At 64.3% G+C, this 18508-nt stretch carries 18 protein-coding genes; 2 read left to right on the top strand and 16 right to left on the bottom strand.

Features of this window, described 5'->3' with window-relative positions; genetic code table 11:
* Positions 1-319: 319 nt before the first annotated feature.
* The 11 genes from PQ627_RS05140 to ftsH all read right to left on the bottom strand — a co-directional run bounded on the left by PQ627_RS05140 (position 320) and on the right by ftsH (position 10819).
* Positions 320-1825, bottom strand: coding sequence for a DHA2 family efflux MFS transporter permease subunit (locus tag PQ627_RS05140; protein WP_274258991.1), 1506 nt, complete (start codon positions 1823-1825; stop codon positions 320-322).
* Between the two features lie 107 nt (positions 1826-1932).
* Positions 1933-2835 (bottom strand): pantoate--beta-alanine ligase, encoded by a 903-nt coding sequence (gene panC, locus PQ627_RS05135; RefSeq protein ID WP_274258989.1) that lies wholly within the window; start codon positions 2833-2835, stop codon positions 1933-1935.
* A gap of 5 nt (positions 2836-2840) precedes the next feature.
* Positions 2841-3749 (bottom strand): Rossmann-like and DUF2520 domain-containing protein, encoded by a 909-nt coding sequence (locus tag PQ627_RS05130; RefSeq protein ID WP_274258987.1) that lies wholly within the window; start codon positions 3747-3749, stop codon positions 2841-2843.
* A complete protein-coding gene (locus tag PQ627_RS05125; protein ID WP_274259010.1) occupies positions 3742-5253 on the bottom strand; it encodes a PH domain-containing protein in 1512 nt (503 codons plus the stop codon). Before PQ627_RS05125 ends, PQ627_RS05130 begins: the two co-directional genes overlap by 8 nt.
* A gap of 17 nt (positions 5254-5270) precedes the next feature.
* Positions 5271-5783 (bottom strand): PH domain-containing protein, encoded by a 513-nt coding sequence (locus tag PQ627_RS05120; RefSeq protein ID WP_274258985.1) that lies wholly within the window; start codon positions 5781-5783, stop codon positions 5271-5273.
* On the bottom strand, positions 5764-6285 hold the full coding sequence (locus PQ627_RS05115; protein ID WP_144663406.1) for a DUF3180 domain-containing protein: 522 nt from the start codon (positions 6283-6285) through the stop codon (positions 5764-5766). Before PQ627_RS05115 ends, PQ627_RS05120 begins: the two co-directional genes overlap by 20 nt.
* Before the next feature lie 2 nt (positions 6286-6287).
* Complete coding sequence (gene folK, locus PQ627_RS05110; protein ID WP_274258983.1) at positions 6288-6827, bottom strand: 2-amino-4-hydroxy-6-hydroxymethyldihydropteridine diphosphokinase; 540 nt, start codon at positions 6825-6827, stop codon at positions 6288-6290.
* Positions 6824-7183 (bottom strand): dihydroneopterin aldolase, encoded by a 360-nt coding sequence (folB, locus tag PQ627_RS05105; RefSeq protein WP_144663404.1) that lies wholly within the window; start codon positions 7181-7183, stop codon positions 6824-6826. The genes folK and folB overlap by 4 nt, the downstream gene beginning before the upstream one ends.
* Before the next feature lie 12 nt (positions 7184-7195).
* Positions 7196-8101 carry a dihydropteroate synthase gene (folP, locus tag PQ627_RS05100; protein WP_144663403.1) on the bottom strand — a complete coding sequence of 302 codons (906 nt, stop codon included), beginning with the start codon at positions 8099-8101 and terminating at the stop codon, positions 7196-7198.
* 5 nt (positions 8102-8106) lie between these two features.
* Entirely contained in the window at positions 8107-8739 is a 633-nt protein-coding gene (gene folE / locus PQ627_RS05095; RefSeq protein ID WP_144663402.1) for a GTP cyclohydrolase I FolE, read from the bottom strand.
* A 10-nt stretch (positions 8740-8749) separates the two neighbouring features.
* On the bottom strand, positions 8750-10819 hold the full coding sequence (ftsH, locus tag PQ627_RS05090; RefSeq protein WP_274258979.1) for an ATP-dependent zinc metalloprotease FtsH: 2070 nt from the start codon (positions 10817-10819) through the stop codon (positions 8750-8752).
* A gap of 395 nt (positions 10820-11214) precedes the next feature.
* Between ftsH and PQ627_RS05085 the strand changes: the two genes are divergently transcribed.
* Complete coding sequence (locus PQ627_RS05085) at positions 11215-12192, top strand: type IV toxin-antitoxin system AbiEi family antitoxin domain-containing protein (protein ID WP_274258977.1); 978 nt, start codon at positions 11215-11217, stop codon at positions 12190-12192.
* An 83-nt stretch (positions 12193-12275) separates the two neighbouring features.
* On the opposite strand, the gene PQ627_RS05080 is transcribed toward PQ627_RS05085, so the two are convergent.
* The 5 genes from PQ627_RS05080 to dacB form a co-directional block, all read right to left on the bottom strand.
* Complete coding sequence (locus PQ627_RS05080) at positions 12276-13112, bottom strand: hypothetical protein (protein WP_274258975.1); 837 nt, start codon at positions 13110-13112, stop codon at positions 12276-12278.
* A 176-nt stretch (positions 13113-13288) separates the two neighbouring features.
* Positions 13289-13840, bottom strand: a complete 552-nt coding sequence (hpt, locus tag PQ627_RS05075) for a hypoxanthine phosphoribosyltransferase (RefSeq protein WP_274258973.1) — start codon at positions 13838-13840, stop codon at positions 13289-13291.
* Between the two features lie 31 nt (positions 13841-13871).
* Positions 13872-14951, bottom strand: a complete 1080-nt coding sequence (gene tilS, locus PQ627_RS05070; protein ID WP_337993536.1) for a tRNA lysidine(34) synthetase TilS — start codon at positions 14949-14951, stop codon at positions 13872-13874.
* Between the two features lie 59 nt (positions 14952-15010).
* On the bottom strand, positions 15011-16132 hold the full coding sequence (locus PQ627_RS05065) for a zinc-dependent metalloprotease (RefSeq protein WP_262276810.1): 1122 nt from the start codon (positions 16130-16132) through the stop codon (positions 15011-15013).
* A gap of 107 nt (positions 16133-16239) precedes the next feature.
* Positions 16240-17685, bottom strand: coding sequence for a D-alanyl-D-alanine carboxypeptidase/D-alanyl-D-alanine endopeptidase (gene dacB, locus PQ627_RS05060; RefSeq protein WP_274258967.1), 1446 nt, complete (start codon positions 17683-17685; stop codon positions 16240-16242).
* Positions 17686-17883: 198 nt separating this feature from the next.
* Here dacB and PQ627_RS05055 point away from each other — a divergent pair, with 198 nt between their 5' ends.
* Positions 17884-18372: an inorganic diphosphatase gene (locus PQ627_RS05055; protein WP_144663396.1), complete on the top strand. Its 489-nt coding sequence runs from the start codon at positions 17884-17886 to the stop codon at positions 18370-18372.
* Positions 18373-18508: the final 136 nt, after the last annotated feature.

Here is an 18508-nt window from a genome sequence, read left to right as displayed (position 1 = left end):
GCACCCGCCACAACCCCCAAACACCCAGAAACCAGCCCCGTGAACCCCATCACACCACCCAACCCAACCACCCGCCGTCGAACACCCACCTGAGCGAGGGTCCGCACCAAACCCGGGGAACGTGAGCGAGCGACCGGGCCAACCCCAGGGGATGTGCGAGAGCGTCGGTATCCGGCCTGGGACTAGGCGTACTCCCGAAAGCAACAACGCTCCCCCACCGACAAGGTGAGAGAGCGTTGAGGTGAAACGGTTGTTATGTGAGAGAGGGGCCGGGCCAAACGGGAGGGATGTGAGAGAGGGTTGCAGGCGCGCAAGGACGTCAGTGGCCTCCGTGGGCACCCGCGCCTTCGGTCTTCCGCATCATGGCGCTGAGCACCACGGCGATTACTGCGATCACAGTGGCTGCCAGGAACGCTGCGTGCATGCCGGCAACAAGTCCGGACGATGCAGAGACCACGGCGTAAATGGACACCAGCAGTGCGGTGCCGGCTGCGCCCGAAACCTGCTGGGCTGTGCTGATGATCGCCGAACCATGCGAGTACAGGTGCGGCGGCAGCGGGTTCAGTCCGGTGGTGAACGCGGGCGTGAACAGAAGCGCCAGGCCAAAGCTCAAGGCTACGTGGAGGGCAATCACCCAACCGAGCGCACTTCCCTCGTCGAGCCGGGAGAACTGCCACAGCGTCAGGACCATCAGGATGGAGCCGGACAGTGTCAGGGGCAGCGGGCCAACCTTGTCGAAGATCCTGCCGATGACAGGGCCCAGCAGACCCATGGCCAATCCACCAGGCAACAATGCCAGGCCAGTTTCCAGTGGCTGCAGGTGCAGGGTGTTCTGCAGGTACAGCGGCAGCAGGATTACACCGCCGAAGAGGGCCATCATCGCCACCACCATCAAAAGCGTGGACACCGTGAACATGCGGAACTTGAAGGCGCGCAGATCCAGCAGTGGAGCATCGGACTTCTGGAGCTTGAGCTGCCGGAAGACAAACAACGCCAGGCACAGGAGTCCGACCACCAGGGCGATCACCGGAACAACGCCTGCGTTGGAGCCACCGATCTGGCTGAGCCCATAGACCAGGCCACCGAACGCAGGGACAGTGAGGATCACGGAGGTCAGGTCAAGAGTGGTCTTTTCCCGCTCACCCACGTTAGTCAGGTACTTGGCACCAATCGCGAAAGCGGCCAAGGCAACGGGCAGCACGAATACGAACATGAAACGCCAGGAAAAGTGGTCAAGAATGATGCCCGAGACAGTCGGGCCCATCGCCGGTGCCACTGAAATGGCGATGCTCACGTTGCCCATCACCGCTCCGCGCCTGGACAAGGGAACCAGGGTCAGGATGGTGGTCATCAACAGCGGAAGCATGATCGCCGTGCCACCGGCCTGAACGATACGGGCGAGCAGCAGGACCAGGAATCCCGGTGCAAGTGCTGCCAGCAGGGTGCCACCGCTGAAAAGTCCCATGGCCAGCATGAAGGCCCCGCGGGTACTCATGCGCTGCAGGATGAAGCCAGTGGTGGGAATGACCACAGCCATGGTGAGCATAAAGCCGGTAGCCAGCCACTGCACCGTGGAGGCACTCACCTGAAGGTCCGTCATCAACCGCTGCAGCGCAACGTTCATGATGGTTTCGTTGAGGATCACCACAAAGGTCGCCACCAGCAGCGTGACGATGACCGTCACGGACTCGCGGGACATCTTGTCAGAGCCCCGCGCCTCAGAGCCCCGCGCCTCAGAGGCCGCCTGCGCGGACGTTGTCCCTGCCGAGGCGGGTGCTCCGGAGTCGGGCTTGCCGTTTGCGTCGGACGTGACGTCGGTAGACATGAAGGTTCCCCAAGGTGGTTTGGCTGTGATGTCCGGCGATCAGTGCCGGTGAAGACTAGAACAGTCTAGACGCCAGGCCAATTCCCGTCACCGGAAAAAATCAAACCTTAGGAAAACAATGGCGCGTTGTCGATGAGCCGCACAGGACCCACCTTCGCAGCGATGATCGCCAGTCCTTCGCCCCGGAACGGAGTTTCCTTGCAGTTCTCGGCGAGCGGTTCCAGCGTGGCGGGATCGACGACGTCGAAATAGTCCAGTTCGACCAGCGGCTGGGACTCAACCAGCGCGACGGCGGACTCCAAGTCGAGCGGCTCGTGCGCCTTTGCGCGGGTCTCGATAAGGCGCAGGGCCCGCGACAATACGAGGGCGGCCTCGTGCTCCTCGGCTGAAAGGAAGCGGTTCCGGCTTGAAAGGGCCAAACCGTCCTCACTGCGGACGATCGGCACGGGAACAATCTCCACAGGGAAGTTCAGGTCCGAGACCATCCGCTTCACAAGGGCCAACTGCTGCGCGTCCTTCTGGCCAAAGTAAGCCCGGTAGGCCGCCGTCGTGCCGTCCGCTGCAGCACCTCCAGGCAGGCCGTAATGCAGCAGCTTGGCCACCACGGTGAGGGCGCCGTCGAAATGCCCGGGGCGTGACGCGCCTTCCCACTTTTCGCCCAGCGGCCCGGACGTGACGCGAACCAGCGGCTGCCCGCCCGGATAGACCGCGTCCACCGACGGGGCAAAGACGAGGTCCACGCCTTCGGCATCCAGCAGTGCCATATCGGCATCCAGAGTGCGGGGGTACCGGTCCAGATCCACGGCGTCGCCGAACTGCAGCGGGTTCACGAAGATGGTTGCAACCACAACGTCGTTCTCAGCTACCGCCGTCCTGGCCAAGGCAGCATGGCCCTGGTGCAGGGCGCCCATCGTGGGAACGAGGCCCTGGGAACTCCCGCGCTTTTCAGCAAGCAGCCGGGCGCTTTCGGCGCGCAACTCCGCCGCGGTGGTCACGAGTTTGATGGCCATGTGGTTCAGTTTCCTTCCGTCGCTTTGGGTTCGGCATCCAAAGCCGTGTCAATATCCGTCAGTTGTTCGGGACGCAGGAGGCCGCGGTTTCCGGCCCTGCGCGCTGTTGCCCGCGCCATCGCCTGATAGGCGGCAAGGACGTCGCCGCCCGCGCCGGCGTCGTACTCTTTCAACGCCTGGGCGTGCGCGGTAACAGTACCCACATCTCCGCGGGCCACCGGCCCGGTCAGCGCGGATTCGCCCGACGCAAGGGCGTTTTCAAGCGTCGCCCGCAACAGCGGACCCAGCATCGACTCAGGACTTTCGACGCCGATCTCCCGCAGCAGCTGCGAGGCCTGGGCCACCAGGGTGACCATGTGGTTGGAGCTGTGCGCCAGGGCAGCGTGGTACAGGGTGCGGTCGGCTTCGGCGATGGCGACCGGCTCAGCGCCCATCTCCACCACGAGTGCCTGCGCGATCGGAAGCATGGCTGCGTCCGCGGTGACGCCGAAGGTGCAATCCATCAGGCGGGTCAGGTCAAGACTCATGCCGGTGAAGGTCATGGCCGGATGCAGGGCCAGCGGAATCGCACCCGCGGCCCGCACCGGGTTGAGAATGCCGACGCCATACCGGCCCGACGTGTGCGCCACGAGTTGCCCCGGTTGCCAGGCGCCCAAGGTGGCCAACCCCGTCACGAGTTCACCGAGTGCGTCATCCGGCACAGCCAACAGCACCAGCTCCGAACGTTCCACGATGTCCTGGATCTCGAGGATCGGGACGCCGGGTAGCAGGTTTTCGGCCCGCTCGCGGCTCGCTTCGGACACGGCGGAAACCCCGACGACGGCGTGCTCGGCCGCGCGCAAAGCCGCGCCCAGGACGGCGCCCACCTTGCCGGCGCCGACGATTCCGACTCCGAGTCGTCCTGGCTTAGCCATCCTGTCGGTCCTCCTGGTTGGTGTGTTGGGGTCGGGCGGCCGCCGCAACTTCGGGAGCCTGCGGCGCTACTTGCGCCAGCCACTGCTCACTGGTCTGCCGCTTGCGTGCCTCCCGGGCACGGGCCGCCTGCTGGTCGAAAAGTTCCACTGCCTGGGGCACTCCCGCTTGGAACACCCTTGGCATGACTGGACCGGCCGTGGTGTGGAGGACGAGATCGGCCACGCCGAAACGGCGGGCCAGGGGACCTTGCTGCAAGGCCATGGATTGGGTGCGCTGATGCGGAACCACCACCAGGGTGCGCCACCACCGGCCGGAACGGATCAGCAGCGCCGTACCTGTGGCGAGGAAGCCGTTCCGGCGCCAGCCCAGCGGAGCCAGCAGCCAGGCGCGACGCGGCGTAGTGACGAATCCGTCGGTCCCGGAAGCGCTGCCAGAGGCCGGCGCGAGCCCCTCCAATCCGCTGACAAACACTTCCTCGGGATTATCGACACCAGGATCCGGCAATACCAACGACAGCATCCGCAGGGCGTCGGACTTCAGGCCCACAGGGAGCAACATGGTACGCGCTGCGCCCTCGCCGGTGCCCGCCGCACCGTAACCGGCCACGTTCACGTGCATGCGGTACCAGCCGAAAATCCTCCAGATGGGAGGCTGCCTCACCATCACGGCCTGGATACGGCCGGGAGGCAATGTTTGCGCCTGCGTATCCAGCAGACCGTAGCGGAGCCGGATGCCGTCCGGGGAGATGGCAGCAGTGAAGTTGTAGCCCTTGTTGAACGCATTCCAATATGAGGCGCCAATGCCAAGAATGGCAGGAATAAGGGCCAGGAAAATCGCGGTGTTATCCAGCAGGACAGACGTGGACACCACAGCTGCGGCTCCGAGAAGGATGCCCACGGTCTGTTCGCTCAGCAACAGGGAACCGAGCAGGCGTCCGGGGGGGACCGACAACACCACGTGTTCGGGCGCTTCCGGGACTTCCTGGGTCGAGCCGGGTTCGCTGACCACACCGGCCGCACGGGCCAGGATGGTGGCGCGCAGCTGCTTGGCCTGCTCCACCGGAAGGTAAGCCAGCCGCACCGCCGACTCCCCGGCGTCGGCCACTTCGAACTTGAGTTCAGCGAGACCGAAAATCCGCGCCAAAAGGGGCTGCACGATGTCGATGGCCTGCACGCGGTCCAGGCGGGCCTGCCGCTGCTGCTTGAACAGGAAGCCGGTGTTCACCCGGACGAAGCCCTCGGCCACCTGGTAACGCGTGAAATACCAGCTGAGGATGAAGCCACCCACCGTCAGCAGCAGCACCACGCCACCTCCAGCCAGCAGCCAAGGGACTCTGCCGCTCAACGCCGGGTCAACAAAGTCCCGGCCCTGCAGCATGCGCTCGAAGGCATCGCGCCCAAAGAAGAAGCCGACGGCGGCCAGGGCCACCCAGCCGCGCACGAAAGGTGAGGCAGGATGGACGCGCTTCCACCCGCCGTCGACGGCCTGGTCCGGCACCACCATCACAGACTCTCCAGGGCTCACAGCCCGGCCAGCCTGGCTTCTCCGCGGGCCGAAAGCTGCTCACGCAGGCGGGCGCCTTCCTGTGCCGGAAGACCGGGGAGATGGGCGTTTGTTCCTGTCGAAGCGGTGTGCAGCTTCAGGGTGCACAGTCCCAGGCTGCGCTCAACAGGCCCGACGGCGACATCGACGTACTGCATCCGGCCATACGGAACCACCATGGTGCGCTGGAAAAAGATGCCACGGCGGATGAGCAGATCATCGTCGCGTTCGGCGTAACCGATCGCTCGCACCTGACGCGGAATCAGCACCAAGCGCCACAGCGCCAACACCAACATCACCGCGGGCACGGCGATGGCCAGCCAGAGCGGGGGCCAACGCCACCAGCCCAGAAGTACGAACACCAGCGGCAGGCTAAGCACGGCCAGCATCACCAGGTTGCCGATGGCCCACTCCACCAAGCGGACAGTGACGTACTTCGGGGAAACCCGCAGCCACTGGACGCCGGGAGGGTCAATCGCCTCGGTATGCATACTCGCCTTCGCCTTTGGTCTCTCCACGGCGGGTTTCGGGACCGGACGTGCCGCCTTCGATGTCCTCCGGCGGAATCCGGCAAAAACGCTCCACCACCAGGCCGACAACAATCATCACTACGCCGCCTCCGCCCATCAGGAGCGCGTTCCACAAAATGCCTTCACCGCTGCGCAGGGTGCCGATCCGCAGGAGGTCCACAGCAATTCCGGCATGCCAGCCAAGGAGGAGTGTTCCTGCATAAGCACATGCCTGGGCAAGGATCAGCGTCCGGGCGGCAAGGATCGGATTCAGCAGGTTCTTCTTCTTGCCGTTCCGCCAACGCAGGACCCGCACACCCATGACGAGCGTGAGCCCGGCAATGACGCCCATGGTGACCAGGGCCGACGTCGGCAGGACCGGGGTGGGCATGCTGAAGCGGTTGGTGCTCAACGTCGCCAACCAACCGATGACCGCAGCAATGACCGTGATGAGCACCAAAACCACTGGGCGCATGGCTTTCATGGCTACTCCACCGCCCCTGTCGCCGGAATGCCTGCGACGTCGCCGTAGCCGTCAAACCTGCGGATATCAGGCATGTCAGCTGCGACGGCGGCCAGTTCGGCTACGCTCCGGCCCTCCAGTTGCGCGTACGGTTCCAGAAGCGACCACGGGTACAACACGAACGCCCGTTCGGCTGCCCGGGGGTGCGGGATGGTGAGGACGGGGTCGTCGCTCACAACGTCGCCAAACACGATGATGTCCACGTCCAGCGTCCTGGGACCCCAGCGCACTTCGCGCGTCCGGTGGTGCTTTTCTTCCACATCGTTGCAGTGCTTCAGGAGCTCCATCGGGGTGAGCGTGGTTTCCACCGCCATGACCATGTTCAAGAAATCAGGCTGGCCCTCCGGCCCACCGACGGGCTTGGTCTGAACCACCGGCGAAACCCCCAAAAGGCGGACCTCCGGCGGGTCGACCAGATCCGCGACAGCAGTGGACAGGGTGTCGTTCCGCTCCCCCAGGTTGCTGCCCAATGCCAAAATGGCCTTGGTATAGCCAGACGTCATGACCGCTCCCGGTGGACGCTGACAGTCACATCACCGAACGGCACCTCGATGGGTGCTTTGGGCTTGTGGACGGTGACGTCGACGGCGGCCACGTTGTAATTCTCGAGGATGCCCTCGGCGATCCTCACAGCCAGGCCCTCGATCAGGTTCAAGGGCTCACCCTCGATGTGCTTGGTGATCAGCTCGGCGACGTGGCCATAATGCGCTGTGTACTGCAGATCATCGGTCTCGGCGGCCTTGGTGAAGTCCGTGTGCAGCACGGCATCCACGACGAAGGGCTGGCCGTCCCGGCGCTCGAAATCGAACACTCCGTGATAACCGACGGCGGTGACGCCGGTCAGCGTGATCCTGTCCACAGCTTTATCCAATCAGCGGGCGATACGGGCGGCAACCTTGACGGCGTCAAGGTTGGGACCGACGTCGTGGACGCGGACAGCCCAGGCGCCCTTGGCGGCACTCAACGCCGTGATGGCCGCTGTAGCGGAGTCGCGTTCCAACGGGGCAGCCGACTTGCCGGCCACCGTCAGGAGCGAACCCAGGAAGCGCTTGCGTGAAGCCGCGACCATCACTTTGTGCCCCAAAGTGAAGAGCTGGTCCAGGTTTTTCAGCAGCTCCCAGTTCTGGTCCTCGTTCTTGGAGAACCCGATGCCGGGATCGACGATGATCTGCTCCGGGGCAACACCGGCGGCATACAGTTTGTCGCGGACGCCGCTGAGCTCAGCCACCACGTCCTCGGTCACGTTGCCGTAATCCGTCAGGCTATCCATGGTCCGGGCGTCCCCACGGCGGTGCGTGAGGATATACGGGACCTTGGTCCGCGCCACGAGCTCCGGCATTCCGGGCTCGATGGTCAGGCCCGACACATCGTTGATGATGGCGGCTCCGGCCTCAACGGCTGCCGCGGCAGTGGAGGTGTGCATCGTGTCGATGCTGACCAGGGCGCCGGCTTTGACCAACGCCTGGACCACTGGCAGGACACGGCGCTGTTCTTCTTCCGGGTCCACGGGCTCGGCGCCCGACCGCGTCGACTCGCCGCCGACGTCGATGATGTCAGCTCCGGCGTAGAACATCCGCAGGCCCAGCGCGATTGCCGAGTCAGGCGTGTGGTGGTTGCCGCCGTCGCTGAAGGAATCCGGGGTGACGTTGAGGATTCCCATGACGAGCGTGCGGTCCGTTGGCAGGTCCTCGAACCTGGCCGCCGGACGCGGCTTGCGGAGAACCGGCAGCGGGCTTGTAGCCGGGCCGGTTCCGGGTGCTGCAGCGAGGGAGTCCATAATGCTTACCTTCCGATGATGAGGCTCATGGCCTCGGCGCGGGTGGCCGGGTCATGGAGCTGACCGCGCACCGCGCTGGTGACGGTCTTGGCGCCCGGCTTTCGGATGCCGCGCATGGACATGCACATGTGTTCACATTCGACGACGACAATCGCCCCGCGCGGGTTGAGGTGCTGCACCAGGGCCTCCACGATCTGCGTGGTGAGGCGTTCCTGCACCTGCGGCCGGCGTGCGTAGATGTCCACCAGCCGTGCCAGCTTGCTGAGGCCGGTCACCTTGCCGTCATGTGACGGAATGTAACCGACGTGGGCTACTCCGTGGAACGGCACCAGGTGGTGTTCGCACGTGGAGTAGAAGGGGATGTCCTTCACCAGGACAAGCTCTTCATGGTCGAGGTCGAACGTGGTGGACAGGACATCAGCCGGGTGCTGGTGGAGCCCGGCGAAGACCTCCGCGTAGGCCTTGGCCACGCGCTTGGGCGTGTCCTGGAGGCCGCCACGGTCAGGGTCTTCGCCAATGGCCAGAAGGATTTCCCGGACAGCCGCTTCGATGCGCGGGCGGTCCACTTTGGAGTGGGCCTTGGAGCCCGCGGCGGAACCGTGGGCGGCGGCGAGGTCGTCGTCGTCGAAATGAGTCACAGCAGAAAGCTTAGCCGTGATGCGGGTGGTCGTTGCTGCCGTCGGGCTGCGGGGCCTGGAAGGATTCCTGGCTGCTGACACCTTGGGCGTGCGGAGCTACGACGTCCAGCGGCTCGTCCAAACGGGCCTTCTTGGCTTCCTCCTGGGCTTCGCGCTCAGCCTTTTCGGCACGGGTTTCCACCGGCGGAATCGACTGCACCGGCCGGGATTCCTTGGACAGCCAGATCTCGCGGAAGTCGCGCTTGCGGATGTCGTGGAAGATCTCGGCGATCTCGGCCTGGTTCAGGGTTTCACGCTCCAGGAGCTCCAGCGCCAGGCGGTCCAGGATGTCCCGGTTTTCCGTGAGGATGGCATAGGCCTCGTCGTGGGCCTGGTCGATCAGGCGACGGACTTCTTCGTCCACGACGTACGCGATCTGGTCCGAGAAGTTCCGTTCCTGGGCAGCGTCACGGCCAAGGAACGGCTCACCGCCGCCTTGTCCCAGTTTCACGGCACCAACGCGTTCGCTCATGCCGTACTGGGTGACCATCTTGCGGGCCGTGGAGGTGGCCTTCTCGATGTCGTTGGACGCACCCGTGGAGGGGTCGTGGAAGACGATTTCCTCGGCAACGCGGCCACCCATGGCGTAGGCCATCTGGTCCAGCAGTTCGTTGCGGGTGACCGAGTACTTGTCGTCCTCGGGGATCACCATGGTGTAGCCGAGGGCGCGGCCGCGGGGAAGGATGGTGATCTTGGTGACCGGCGCGGAGTTCCGCAGCGCTGCTGCCACCAGCGCGTGGCCACCTTCGTGGTACGCGGTGATCTTGCGCTCGAGTTCCTTCATCACTCGGCTGCGCTTCTGGGGGCCGGCCATGACGCGGTCAATGGCCTCGTCCAGCGCACGGTCGTCGATCAGGTTGGCATTCGAACGGGCAGTCAGCAGCGCGGCCTCGTTCAGGACGTTGGCCAGGTCAGCACCGGTGTAGCCGGGAGTCTTCTTGGCAACAGCCCGGAGGTCGATGCCCGGTGCCATCGGCTTGCCCTTGGCGTGGACGTTGAGGATCTGCTCGCGGCCAACCATGTCCGGCGCTTCCACGGTGATCTGGCGGTCGAAGCGGCCCGGCCTCAGCAGTGCGGGGTCGAGGACGTCGGGGCGGTTGGTGGCTGCGATCAGGATGACGTTGGTCTTGACGTCAAAGCCGTCCATCTCCACAAGGAGCTGGTTCAGGGTTTGCTCGCGCTCGTCGTTACCGCCACCGATGCCGGCACCGCGGTGACGGCCGACGGCGTCGATCTCGTCCACGAAGATGATTGCAGGAGAACTTGCCTTGGCTTGTTCGAAGAGGTCGCGGACGCGGGAGGCGCCAACGCCGACGAACATCTCGACGAAGTCCGAACCAGAGATGGAGAAGAAGGGGACGCCGGCCTCGCCGGCTACGGCACGGGCAAGAAGGGTCTTACCGGTACCTGGAGGGCCGTAGAGCAGCACACCCTTGGGGATCTTCGCGCCAACAGCCTGGAACTTTGAGGGCTCCTGGAGGAACTCTTTGATTTCCTGGAGTTCTTCCACGGCCTCGTCAGCGCCGGCAACATCGGCGAAGGTCACTTGGGGCATGTCCTTGTTGACCAGCTTGGCCTTGGACTTCCCGAACTGCATGACCTTGGAGCCGCCACCCTGCATGCGGGAGAGGAGGAACCAGAAGAGCACGCCCAGCAGCAGCACCGGGATGAGGAGCGAGAACAGGCCGGAGAACCAGTTGTTCTCTACGGGCTGGTCTGTGAATCCCTTGTCCGGGTTGGCGTTCGTGACAGCCTTGACGACGTCGGGACCACGGTCCGTGACGTAGAAGAACTGGACGTTCTTGCCCTTGTCCTGTCCGTCCAGGTTGAGGTTGTCCTTAAGCACCAGGTCGACGCGGTTCTCGGCGTCGAAAATCTTGGCCTGCTCCACCTTGCCGCTCTGGGAAAGGAGTTCGAGGCCATCCTTGGTGTCAATGCGTGTGGAACCGCCCGGAGCCAGTGTTGCGAATGCCACCAGGAGCAAGCCAACGACGACAACAATCCAGATGCCCGGGCCCTTGAAGAAACTCTTAGCTTTCATCTGATCGGGGTTTTGCCCCGTCCCTCCTGGTAGTGCTGCAAGGCGCAACTTCTGCGCGCGAGTGGTGCTGCTTCGGTTTCAAGCTATACACCGTTCCCAGTAATTCACGCATTGGAAAGTCCAAAAGTTCCCTCTGGGCGTACACAGGATACTCGCGGCGGGCTCGCGGGGACAGGGTTGTTGGGCGGGTTTCCGGGGCGTGGCTCAGGGTCCGCCTTCCAGGATTGTGCACCCCTTCGCGCCAAACGCACCCGTAACCACTGGAGCGAACCGCGGCAAGGGGCGCGGAGGTAGTGAACGAAGGGCGCGATTGGCGGAAAAGGCCGCGGTGGTGGTTTCCACATAGACCAAGCTGTAGCTTTCGGCCCGGGGTAACAGGGGGAAGCGTAGGTCACATGGTCCTGCAAGAACTCATACTCGCCACGGATGCGACTCGTATCGGACAAGACCCACGCCAACTCGCCAAGCGCGCCAAACGCGGCGAGCTTGTCCGGGTCCGACGAGGCACATATGTCCGGGCTGCTTACTGGGCGGGGCTCAATAACCGTCAGCGGCACGGGCTCCACGCAGCGGCGCTGGTCAACACGGCAAGGCTAACGCCCGTTTTCAACCTGCAGACGGCGGCACTCCTCTGGGGGCTCGGAGTAGTTGGTGTTCCAAAGCACCTGTGCACCGTCACTGAGGATCCCACAGGTGGTCGATCAAAACACGGGATCCGGAGAAGTTTCGGATCCCGTGACGTCGCTGTTGCCAAACTCGGCGACTTCCAGGTCACTGACAAAGTGCGTACTACTGCGGAGCTGGCTGCCACCCTGAATTTTGCCGAGGCATTGGCGGTTGTGGACTCCAGCCGACGGGAACCAGGGCGGGGCAAAGGTCCCGACGTCGACGATTGGGACAAGGAAAGGGCCTGGGGTCGGCCGTCGAAGGTTGACGAACTTGCTGACGGTATGGGCGTGCTCACGAGTCAGTCGAGGCGGCGCCGGGCCAGCACGATCCTCGAATTGTCCACAGACAAGTCGGAGTCGGTAGGGGAATCCATGAGCCGGGCCCGGATGATCTTGCTCAACTTCCCCGTCCCCACTCTTCAAGGCTCTTTTACGTTGCGGAACGGACGAACAGCACGAACAGACTTCTGGTGGCCGGAACTCGACCTCGTGGGGGAATTTGATGGCAACGGCAAATACTTGAGGAATCGACTGCGGGGAAACCAGACCATCCAGCAGGCAGTCATGGCGGAAAAGGCCCGCGAAAATGGTCTGCGGGCTCTGGGCTTGACCGTCATCCGGTGGGGCTGGGCAGAGATGATGGATCCGCGCGTCTTTGCGCGCATATTGAACGACGGCGGTCTCACGTCCTTGCGCCGCGCCTGACCCGATTTTCGGGACTGCGGCCCACCGCAGCTCAACGCCTGTCAGACAAGGTTGCGGTTGGGTTGGGCCGGACTTCTGGTGTGTCAGGCCGAAGCAACAGGGAGTACCAACAAGTAGCCGGCCGACAAGCCGCTGCTCCAGCGCCGGGGCTCCCGGACCACGAACTGGGTGGCCAGCTGAGCCGGGGTGAGCAGGCTGTTCGGCTCCGGGGACGGTCCCCATTGCGCACTGCCGTAGGGGTAGAGCGGATCCATGACCCGTATGCCCGTGACCTGGAACTCCGGAAACAGGGCGGGATCACCCACGGACTCAAATCCGCTCATGACCCAGGCGTGCCGGCCACTCCACATTACGAGGCCCACCGGTCGTCCGGTAGTGGCCATGGCACGTGCCCCTGTTTGCAGCGCGGCCTCATAGTTGGCAACGCTCACCACGGAGTACGGTCCCATCCCGGACTCGGTCAGCACCTGGGCCCAACCGAAAGGATTCGCTCCGTTGAAGGAGTCCGAGGACCGCGCCCGTGCCATCTCCCACAGCTGGCCCTGCTGCGCAGGATCAGCCCATGAAGCCCCACCCGTGTCGTCAATGAGGTTGTGGGCCATCTGAATGCTCGCAGCAACGCACCAATCAAAGGTGTACTGAGGTACGAAGTCGCCCGTTTGGTACAGGTTCAGGGCAAATGGCTGTGGCGGGGCGGGGGGTGCCGGCACAGGCGGGGGCACAGGTTGTGGCTGCGCAGAAGTTTGTGTGGCACCCGTGGCCGGGATCGTGGCAACCCCGCCTGCAGTTGGCCCGTAGGACGATGTCGCCACTGGTTGACCGACGTCGGCACCGGGAAGGTCGACGGCGGGTGTGCAGGCCGTGAGCAGAGTCGCCATGACGGCAAGCCATGTCAGAACACGGGCAGAAGCACCGGTCATGGCTTAGTTTAGCCCCGGCGGATGGCGAGATGGGAGTTCAGCAAGCCCCTTGTTGCAACCACACACGCTCGGCGCACCCGTTAAGCACCAGCGCCGCACCCTTACCCGCCAAGCGCACCAGAGGTTACGGGTGCAAACGGCGGAAAGGGGCGCGGCGAAGTGAAAGAGCGAAAGGCTTACTCGTAAACGTGCGGAGCCAGGGTGCCTACGAAGTCGAGATTGCGGTACTTCTCGGCGTAGTCCAGGCCATAACCAACTACGAATTCGTTGGGGATGTCATAGCCGACGTACTTGACGTCGATTTCGACCTTGGCGGCAGTCGGCTTGCGGAAGGCCGTGCAGATCTCCACGCTGGCAGTTCCGCGGGATTCCAGGTTGGACTTCAGCCAGGAGAGGGTGAGGCCGGAATCGATGATGTCCTCGACGATCAGGACGTCCTTGCCCATGAGGTCGGTGTCGAGGTCCTTGAGGATCCGGACAACACCGGAGGACTGGGTGCCCGAGCCGTAGGACGAAACAGCCATCCAGTCCATGCTGACGTGGCTGTGCAGCGCACGGGCCAGGTCAGCCATGACCATGACCGCACCCTTCAGCACGCCGACAATGAGGATGTCGCGGCCCGCGTAGTCCTTGTCGATCTGCGCCGCGAGTTCCGCGATACGCGTTTGGATCTGCTCTTTGGTGTAAAGAACGTGCTTGAGATCTGCCTGGACGTCGTTTGAATCCACCAATGGCTCCTGTTTTGATGCTCGGGTGCGGCTACTGCTGGGACGGTTTCTGATGCCGGAATACTAGCTTCCCACAGCGTGCGGCTTCGCGGGGAACGGCATTGGCCGAATCGCCTGACGCTCGCGGCCGCTCCTGCGCCAGATCGCTGAGGGACAGGCGGGAAACACTGACGTGTCCGGGCAGCTGCACGGGTCCCGCCGAGCCTTGCCGGCGAAGCAGCGCTTCCGCCGCCTGAAGCCGCCCGTAACCGGGCTGTTGACCGCCGACGTCGGCCGCGGCCTTCGCGATGACCCGAAACCTCAGCGCTGCGGGCAGCCCGCGGACGGCGTCCTCCGGCAACCAGGCAACGCCTTCCTCCCGCTGGACCAGTGAGAGATACGTCTCGTTGGCCAAATCTTCGAGAAAATCCGCGTCCTGTTGAAGAATGGCCGCTGTCCTGGCCAGGGATTCAGTCACCCCGGGCCCAAGTTTTTCTTCGAGGACAGGCATGACTTCCACTCGTGTCCTGGAACGGGCAAACGCGGGATCGGAGTTGCTCGGATCATGCCAGGGTTCCAGTTCCTCCGCCTCGCAGATCTCCACGGTCTCTTGCCGGCGGAGGCCCAGGAACGGCCGGAGCAGGCGTCCGCGGACGGGCCGCATGCCAGCAAGGGAACGGGTTCCCGAGCCGCGGGCCAATCCAAGCAGCACTTGTTCGGCCTGGTCATCGAGGGTATGGCCGAGGAGGATCGCATCGCACCCAAGATCATCGGCAGCCGACTCCAGCGCCGCGTGGCGGGCGTCGCGGGCAGCAGCTTCCGGCCCGAAACCCGTGGAAGCAACGTCAACCGTGCGCACTTCCACTGGTGAAAGTCCCAGATCGCGCAACACGGAGGCGGTCTTGGCCGCGACTTCCGCTGAGCCGGCCTGCAGCTGATGATCCACGACGACGCCGGCCACCGTGACCGGATGCCCGTCCACGTGGCCCCGCCGGCCGAAGTAGGCGGCAACTGCTGCGAGCGCCAGTGAATCCGGCCCACCGCTGCACGCTACGAGCACCCTTGAGGGGTAACCCGCAGCGGCCAGGGCGTTCTGTAACTGTTTCCGCGCCTTGCCGACGACGGGCGCCAAACGGCCTGGTCGTCGTCGTCCCTTGCCTGCCGGATCAACATCGGAACCGGAGTGAAGGCTCAAAGGCCCATCCGCTCAAGCCACAGCCGGGAGTTGTGGATTTCTTCTTCGGTGGGCAGGTACTCGGCTGATTCCCATACCCTGTTGAAGCCCTCCATACCGGCCGCGGCAACAACTTCGCGGACGAATTTGGCGCCGTCGGTGTACTGGCGCATCTTGGCGTCCAAACCGAGAACACTGCGGATGAACTTCTCCACCACCCCGCGGTCCTTGCCGCGATCGTTGAAGCGCTGGCGAATGGTCTTCACGGACGGAACAATGCTGGAATCCACAGCGTCCATCACCACGTTGGCATGGCCCTCAAGGAGGCTCATGACCGCGGTGATGTGGGACAGGGACGCCTTTTCCTCGGGGTTCTGCAGGAGGTCCAGGATGGCGCCTCGGTTCGGGGTTTTCTCCGAAGGATTCCGGTCACGCAAGGACTTGGCCACCGCGCCGGCCCGCTCAACCAGCGAGTCCATGTTGCCCAGCAGGTTGCCGCTGAGTTTCTCGATTTCCTCGAGCATGTGGTGCCGCAGCCACGGTGCTGCCGCGAACTGCACGCGGTGGGTTTGCTCGTGCAGGCAGACCCAGAGGCGGAAGTCGTCCGGGTGGACGTTGAGTTCGCGCTCCACGGAGATGATGTTGGGGGCCACCAGGAGCAGCCGACCGCCCGGGGGAACGTTGGAGTTGGGGGCGAGGGCAGCGAAGGGATCGTACTGGCCAAGGACCTTGCTGGACAGGAAAGCAAGGACGGCGCCCAGCTGGGTCCCTGTAATGGCGCCGCTTGCCGCAGCCGCCCCCGGGCTCATGGCGCTCCCGCCGCGGCTTTCGAGCATCTTCGCCAGCGCAGGTTGCAGCATCACCGAGAAGCTTTGGGTGTTGGCCTTGGACCACGAGGCCCTGTCCACCACCAGGACGTGGGAATCACGCAGGTCCCGTGCGGCATCCAGTCCGGTGATGTCGTGCACGTGCGGAACGGAGACATCGGCGTTGAAGCGCAGGTTCTCCACCGCCTTGCCGATCTCCCCGGCGCTGAGTTCAGGGCCGGGAGGAGCAAGCCGGGCAGCCGTAGCGGCGGCCAGATCCCAATTGATCAGGGACTGGGCCCCTGCTGACGATTCGCGTGCAGATGACACCATACGGTCCATCACACCACACGTGGCTGACAGTGAACCTTAAGTTCGCTCCACGCGGAGCACTCCGCGGTGCCCTCCGTGGTGCACTCCTAGGTACACTCCGGTAAGACTCAGCCTCGACAGCCGCAGGATGCCAGTCCGGACGCGGAACGGTCCATGGCTGCCTTGTTGCCGGCCGCGCCGGGATCCAGGCCGTTGCCGATGAACGAAAACACCAACAGCCGGCCGTCCGCGTCCACCACATAACCGCTCAAGGCAATCACGGTGTTGAGCGTTCCGGTCTTGGCGCGCACCAGCCCGGCGCCTCCGGCGGTGCTGGCATCTCCGTACCTGTCGTTGAGGGTGCCGGTAAGCCCAGCCACGGGAAAGCCGTCCAAAGCAGCCCGAAGGGCAGGATCGGAACCGCTGGTAATGGCCCGGACGACGTCGGCGAACTGCCGGGCGCTGACCTGGTTCTCCAGCGCCAGGCCGGAAACGTCGGCCAACAGCATCGAATCGGTGGCGATCCCCAACTCCCCCAGCCTTTGCCGCACGGCTGACGTGGCGCCGTCGTACGTGGTTTCCTTGCCGCTGGCAGCAGCGGCCATCCGCCCAAGCGCCTCCGCCAGGAAGTTGTCGGAGGTCTGCAGCATGAGGTCCACTTGCTCACTGACCGTAGCCGACTCCGCGGTGGCAAACACTTTGGCGGGGAGGCCCTTGCCGCGCTCGACGCCGGGACTCACCACGACGCCGGCAGCCGCCAACTGCTCGGCGAACGCCTGCGCGGTGGTGATGGCTGAGTCCTGCGGCCGAGGTCCTGTCTCAACGCCGGGTGAGTAGCGGCCCGAGTTCATGGCCAGCGAATACAAGGGAGCCGTCTCGCCGGCTGCAACGTCGTCGAGGCTCCAGGCCGGGTTCAGCGCCGGGCCGGTGAAAAGGGAGTCGTCCACCTGGACCGTGATGGGACCTTGCACGCCGTCGGAGGCCAAGGCTGCTGCGGTTTCCTTTGCCAGGGAAGCGAGGCCCGCGTGTCCAAGAACGGCCGCGTGGTCAGAGGCGGAAGCCCCCAACAGCACGTCACCGCCGCCAGTCAGGACCACGGTGGAGGGTTTGTCGGAGCCGAGCACCCTGGTGGTGAAACGCGATTCGGGACCCAGCGCCTTCAACGCGGCAACGGCGGTCAGCAGTTTCATGTTCGACGCCGGAATGCGGTTGGAATTGGCGTCGCGGTCAAACAGGAGTTGCCCGGTGACCGCATCCAGGACCACGCCACTGATACTGCCGGAACCATCCGGTTTGAGGGTGTCGTCAAGGAGCCGCGTCACTTCGGCCGGTACGGGGACGGGCGCCTTGGGATCCAGGGGCAGGAGAACACTGGAAGCGGACAATTGAGCAGGTTCCTGCTGCCATGAAGGGATCGATGGTGCCGGCTTGGGCATGCTGAACAGTCCTGGCACCATTCCGGAGGCAACGACGGCGGCCACGCACAGCAAAACCACCGACAACAGGAACGGCCACGCCAGGCGCCCCCACGCCGTGGACACTCTCTTGCGGGCACCCCCGTTTTTAACGCCCATCATGGAAGTTGATTGGTCCTGTCAGTCCTGAAATGTCCCCGCCGGTTCAAGAAACCCGGGTCTCTCGCTATATCCTCAATAGTAGTCGGCGGCACCGGCTGTACTTTTGCCTGCCGCCAGCCCCGGGCCAAGCAGCCTGCCACCCGTGGCGGCCGCTTCTGCGGAGCGACGCCCCACCCACCCGTCAAGGAGCATTCCATGAAGCACGACGTGACCATCGAGATCCCCAAGGGATCGCGCGTCAAGTACGAAGTTGACCACGAAACCGGCCGTGTCCGCCTGGACCGCGTCCTGTTCACCTCCATGCAGTACCCCACGCACTACGGCTTCTTCGAGAACACGCTGGGTGAAGATGGCGACCCGCTGGACGCACTGGTGCTCCTGCAGGACTTCGACCTCCACCCGGGCGTCATCGTTGAATCCCGCCCCATCGGCGTCTTTAACATGACCGACGACGGCGGCGGAGACGCCAAGGTCCTCTGCGTTCCGGTTGACGCCCGTTTCGACCACATCCAGGAAGTCAGCGATGTCAGCGAATTCCTGATCAAGGAAATCGAGCACTTCTTCACCCGCTACAAGGACCTCGAGCCCGGCAAATGGGTCAAGGCTGAAGGCTGGGGCGACCGCGCTGCCGCCGAAGCCGAGCTGGAAGCTTCCATCAAGCGCTTCTCGGCAGAAGGCCACTGATCTCCCCAGCTGAGTGACGACGGCGGGTGGTGCGGTTCCCAGCGAACCCCACCACCCGCCGTCGTGCATTTAATGGGCATGTCTCCCCATCGCGGCAGCACCGCTGTCCGCCTAGGCTGGGACGAGACTTTTCATT

It is taken from the genome of Paenarthrobacter sp. AB444 (genome assembly GCF_028736865.1).
In the GTDB taxonomy this organism is placed as follows: domain Bacteria; phylum Actinomycetota; class Actinomycetes; order Actinomycetales; family Micrococcaceae; genus Arthrobacter; species Arthrobacter nicotinovorans_B.
Note: the sequence above shows the minus strand (reverse complement) of the source record. Positions and strands in the feature narration are given on the sequence as shown.

What these genes read in the sequence shown, in the direction of transcription:
- PQ627_RS05140 (WP_274258991.1), bottom strand. Translation starts at nt 1,825, where the DNA reads ATGTCTACCGACGTCACGTCCGACGCAAACGGCAAGCCCGACTCCGGA.
- panC (WP_274258989.1), bottom strand. Translation starts at nt 2,835, where the DNA reads ATGGCCATCAAACTCGTGACCACCGCGGCGGAGTTGCGCGCCGAAAGC.
- PQ627_RS05130 (WP_274258987.1), bottom strand. Translation starts at nt 3,749, where the DNA reads ATGGCTAAGCCAGGACGACTCGGAGTCGGAATCGTCGGCGCCGGCAAG.
- PQ627_RS05125 (WP_274259010.1), bottom strand. Translation starts at nt 5,253, where the DNA reads ATGGTGGTGCCGGACCAGGCCGTCGACGGCGGGTGGAAGCGCGTCCAT.
- PQ627_RS05120 (WP_274258985.1), bottom strand. Translation starts at nt 5,783, where the DNA reads ATGCATACCGAGGCGATTGACCCTCCCGGCGTCCAGTGGCTGCGGGTT.
- PQ627_RS05115 (WP_144663406.1), bottom strand. Translation starts at nt 6,285, where the DNA reads ATGAAAGCCATGCGCCCAGTGGTTTTGGTGCTCATCACGGTCATTGCT.
- folK (WP_274258983.1), bottom strand. Translation starts at nt 6,827, where the DNA reads ATGACGTCTGGCTATACCAAGGCCATTTTGGCATTGGGCAGCAACCTG.
- folP (WP_144663403.1), bottom strand. Translation starts at nt 8,101, where the DNA reads ATGGACTCCCTCGCTGCAGCACCCGGAACCGGCCCGGCTACAAGCCCG.
- ftsH (WP_274258979.1), bottom strand. Translation starts at nt 10,819, where the DNA reads ATGAAAGCTAAGAGTTTCTTCAAGGGCCCGGGCATCTGGATTGTTGTC.
- PQ627_RS05085 (WP_274258977.1), top strand. Translation starts at nt 11,215, where the DNA reads ATGGTCCTGCAAGAACTCATACTCGCCACGGATGCGACTCGTATCGGA.
- PQ627_RS05080 (WP_274258975.1), bottom strand. Translation starts at nt 13,112, where the DNA reads ATGACCGGTGCTTCTGCCCGTGTTCTGACATGGCTTGCCGTCATGGCG.
- PQ627_RS05065 (WP_262276810.1), bottom strand. Translation starts at nt 16,132, where the DNA reads ATGGTGTCATCTGCACGCGAATCGTCAGCAGGGGCCCAGTCCCTGATC.
- dacB (WP_274258967.1), bottom strand. Translation starts at nt 17,685, where the DNA reads ATGGGCGTTAAAAACGGGGGTGCCCGCAAGAGAGTGTCCACGGCGTGG.
- PQ627_RS05055 (WP_144663396.1), top strand. Translation starts at nt 17,884, where the DNA reads ATGAAGCACGACGTGACCATCGAGATCCCCAAGGGATCGCGCGTCAAG.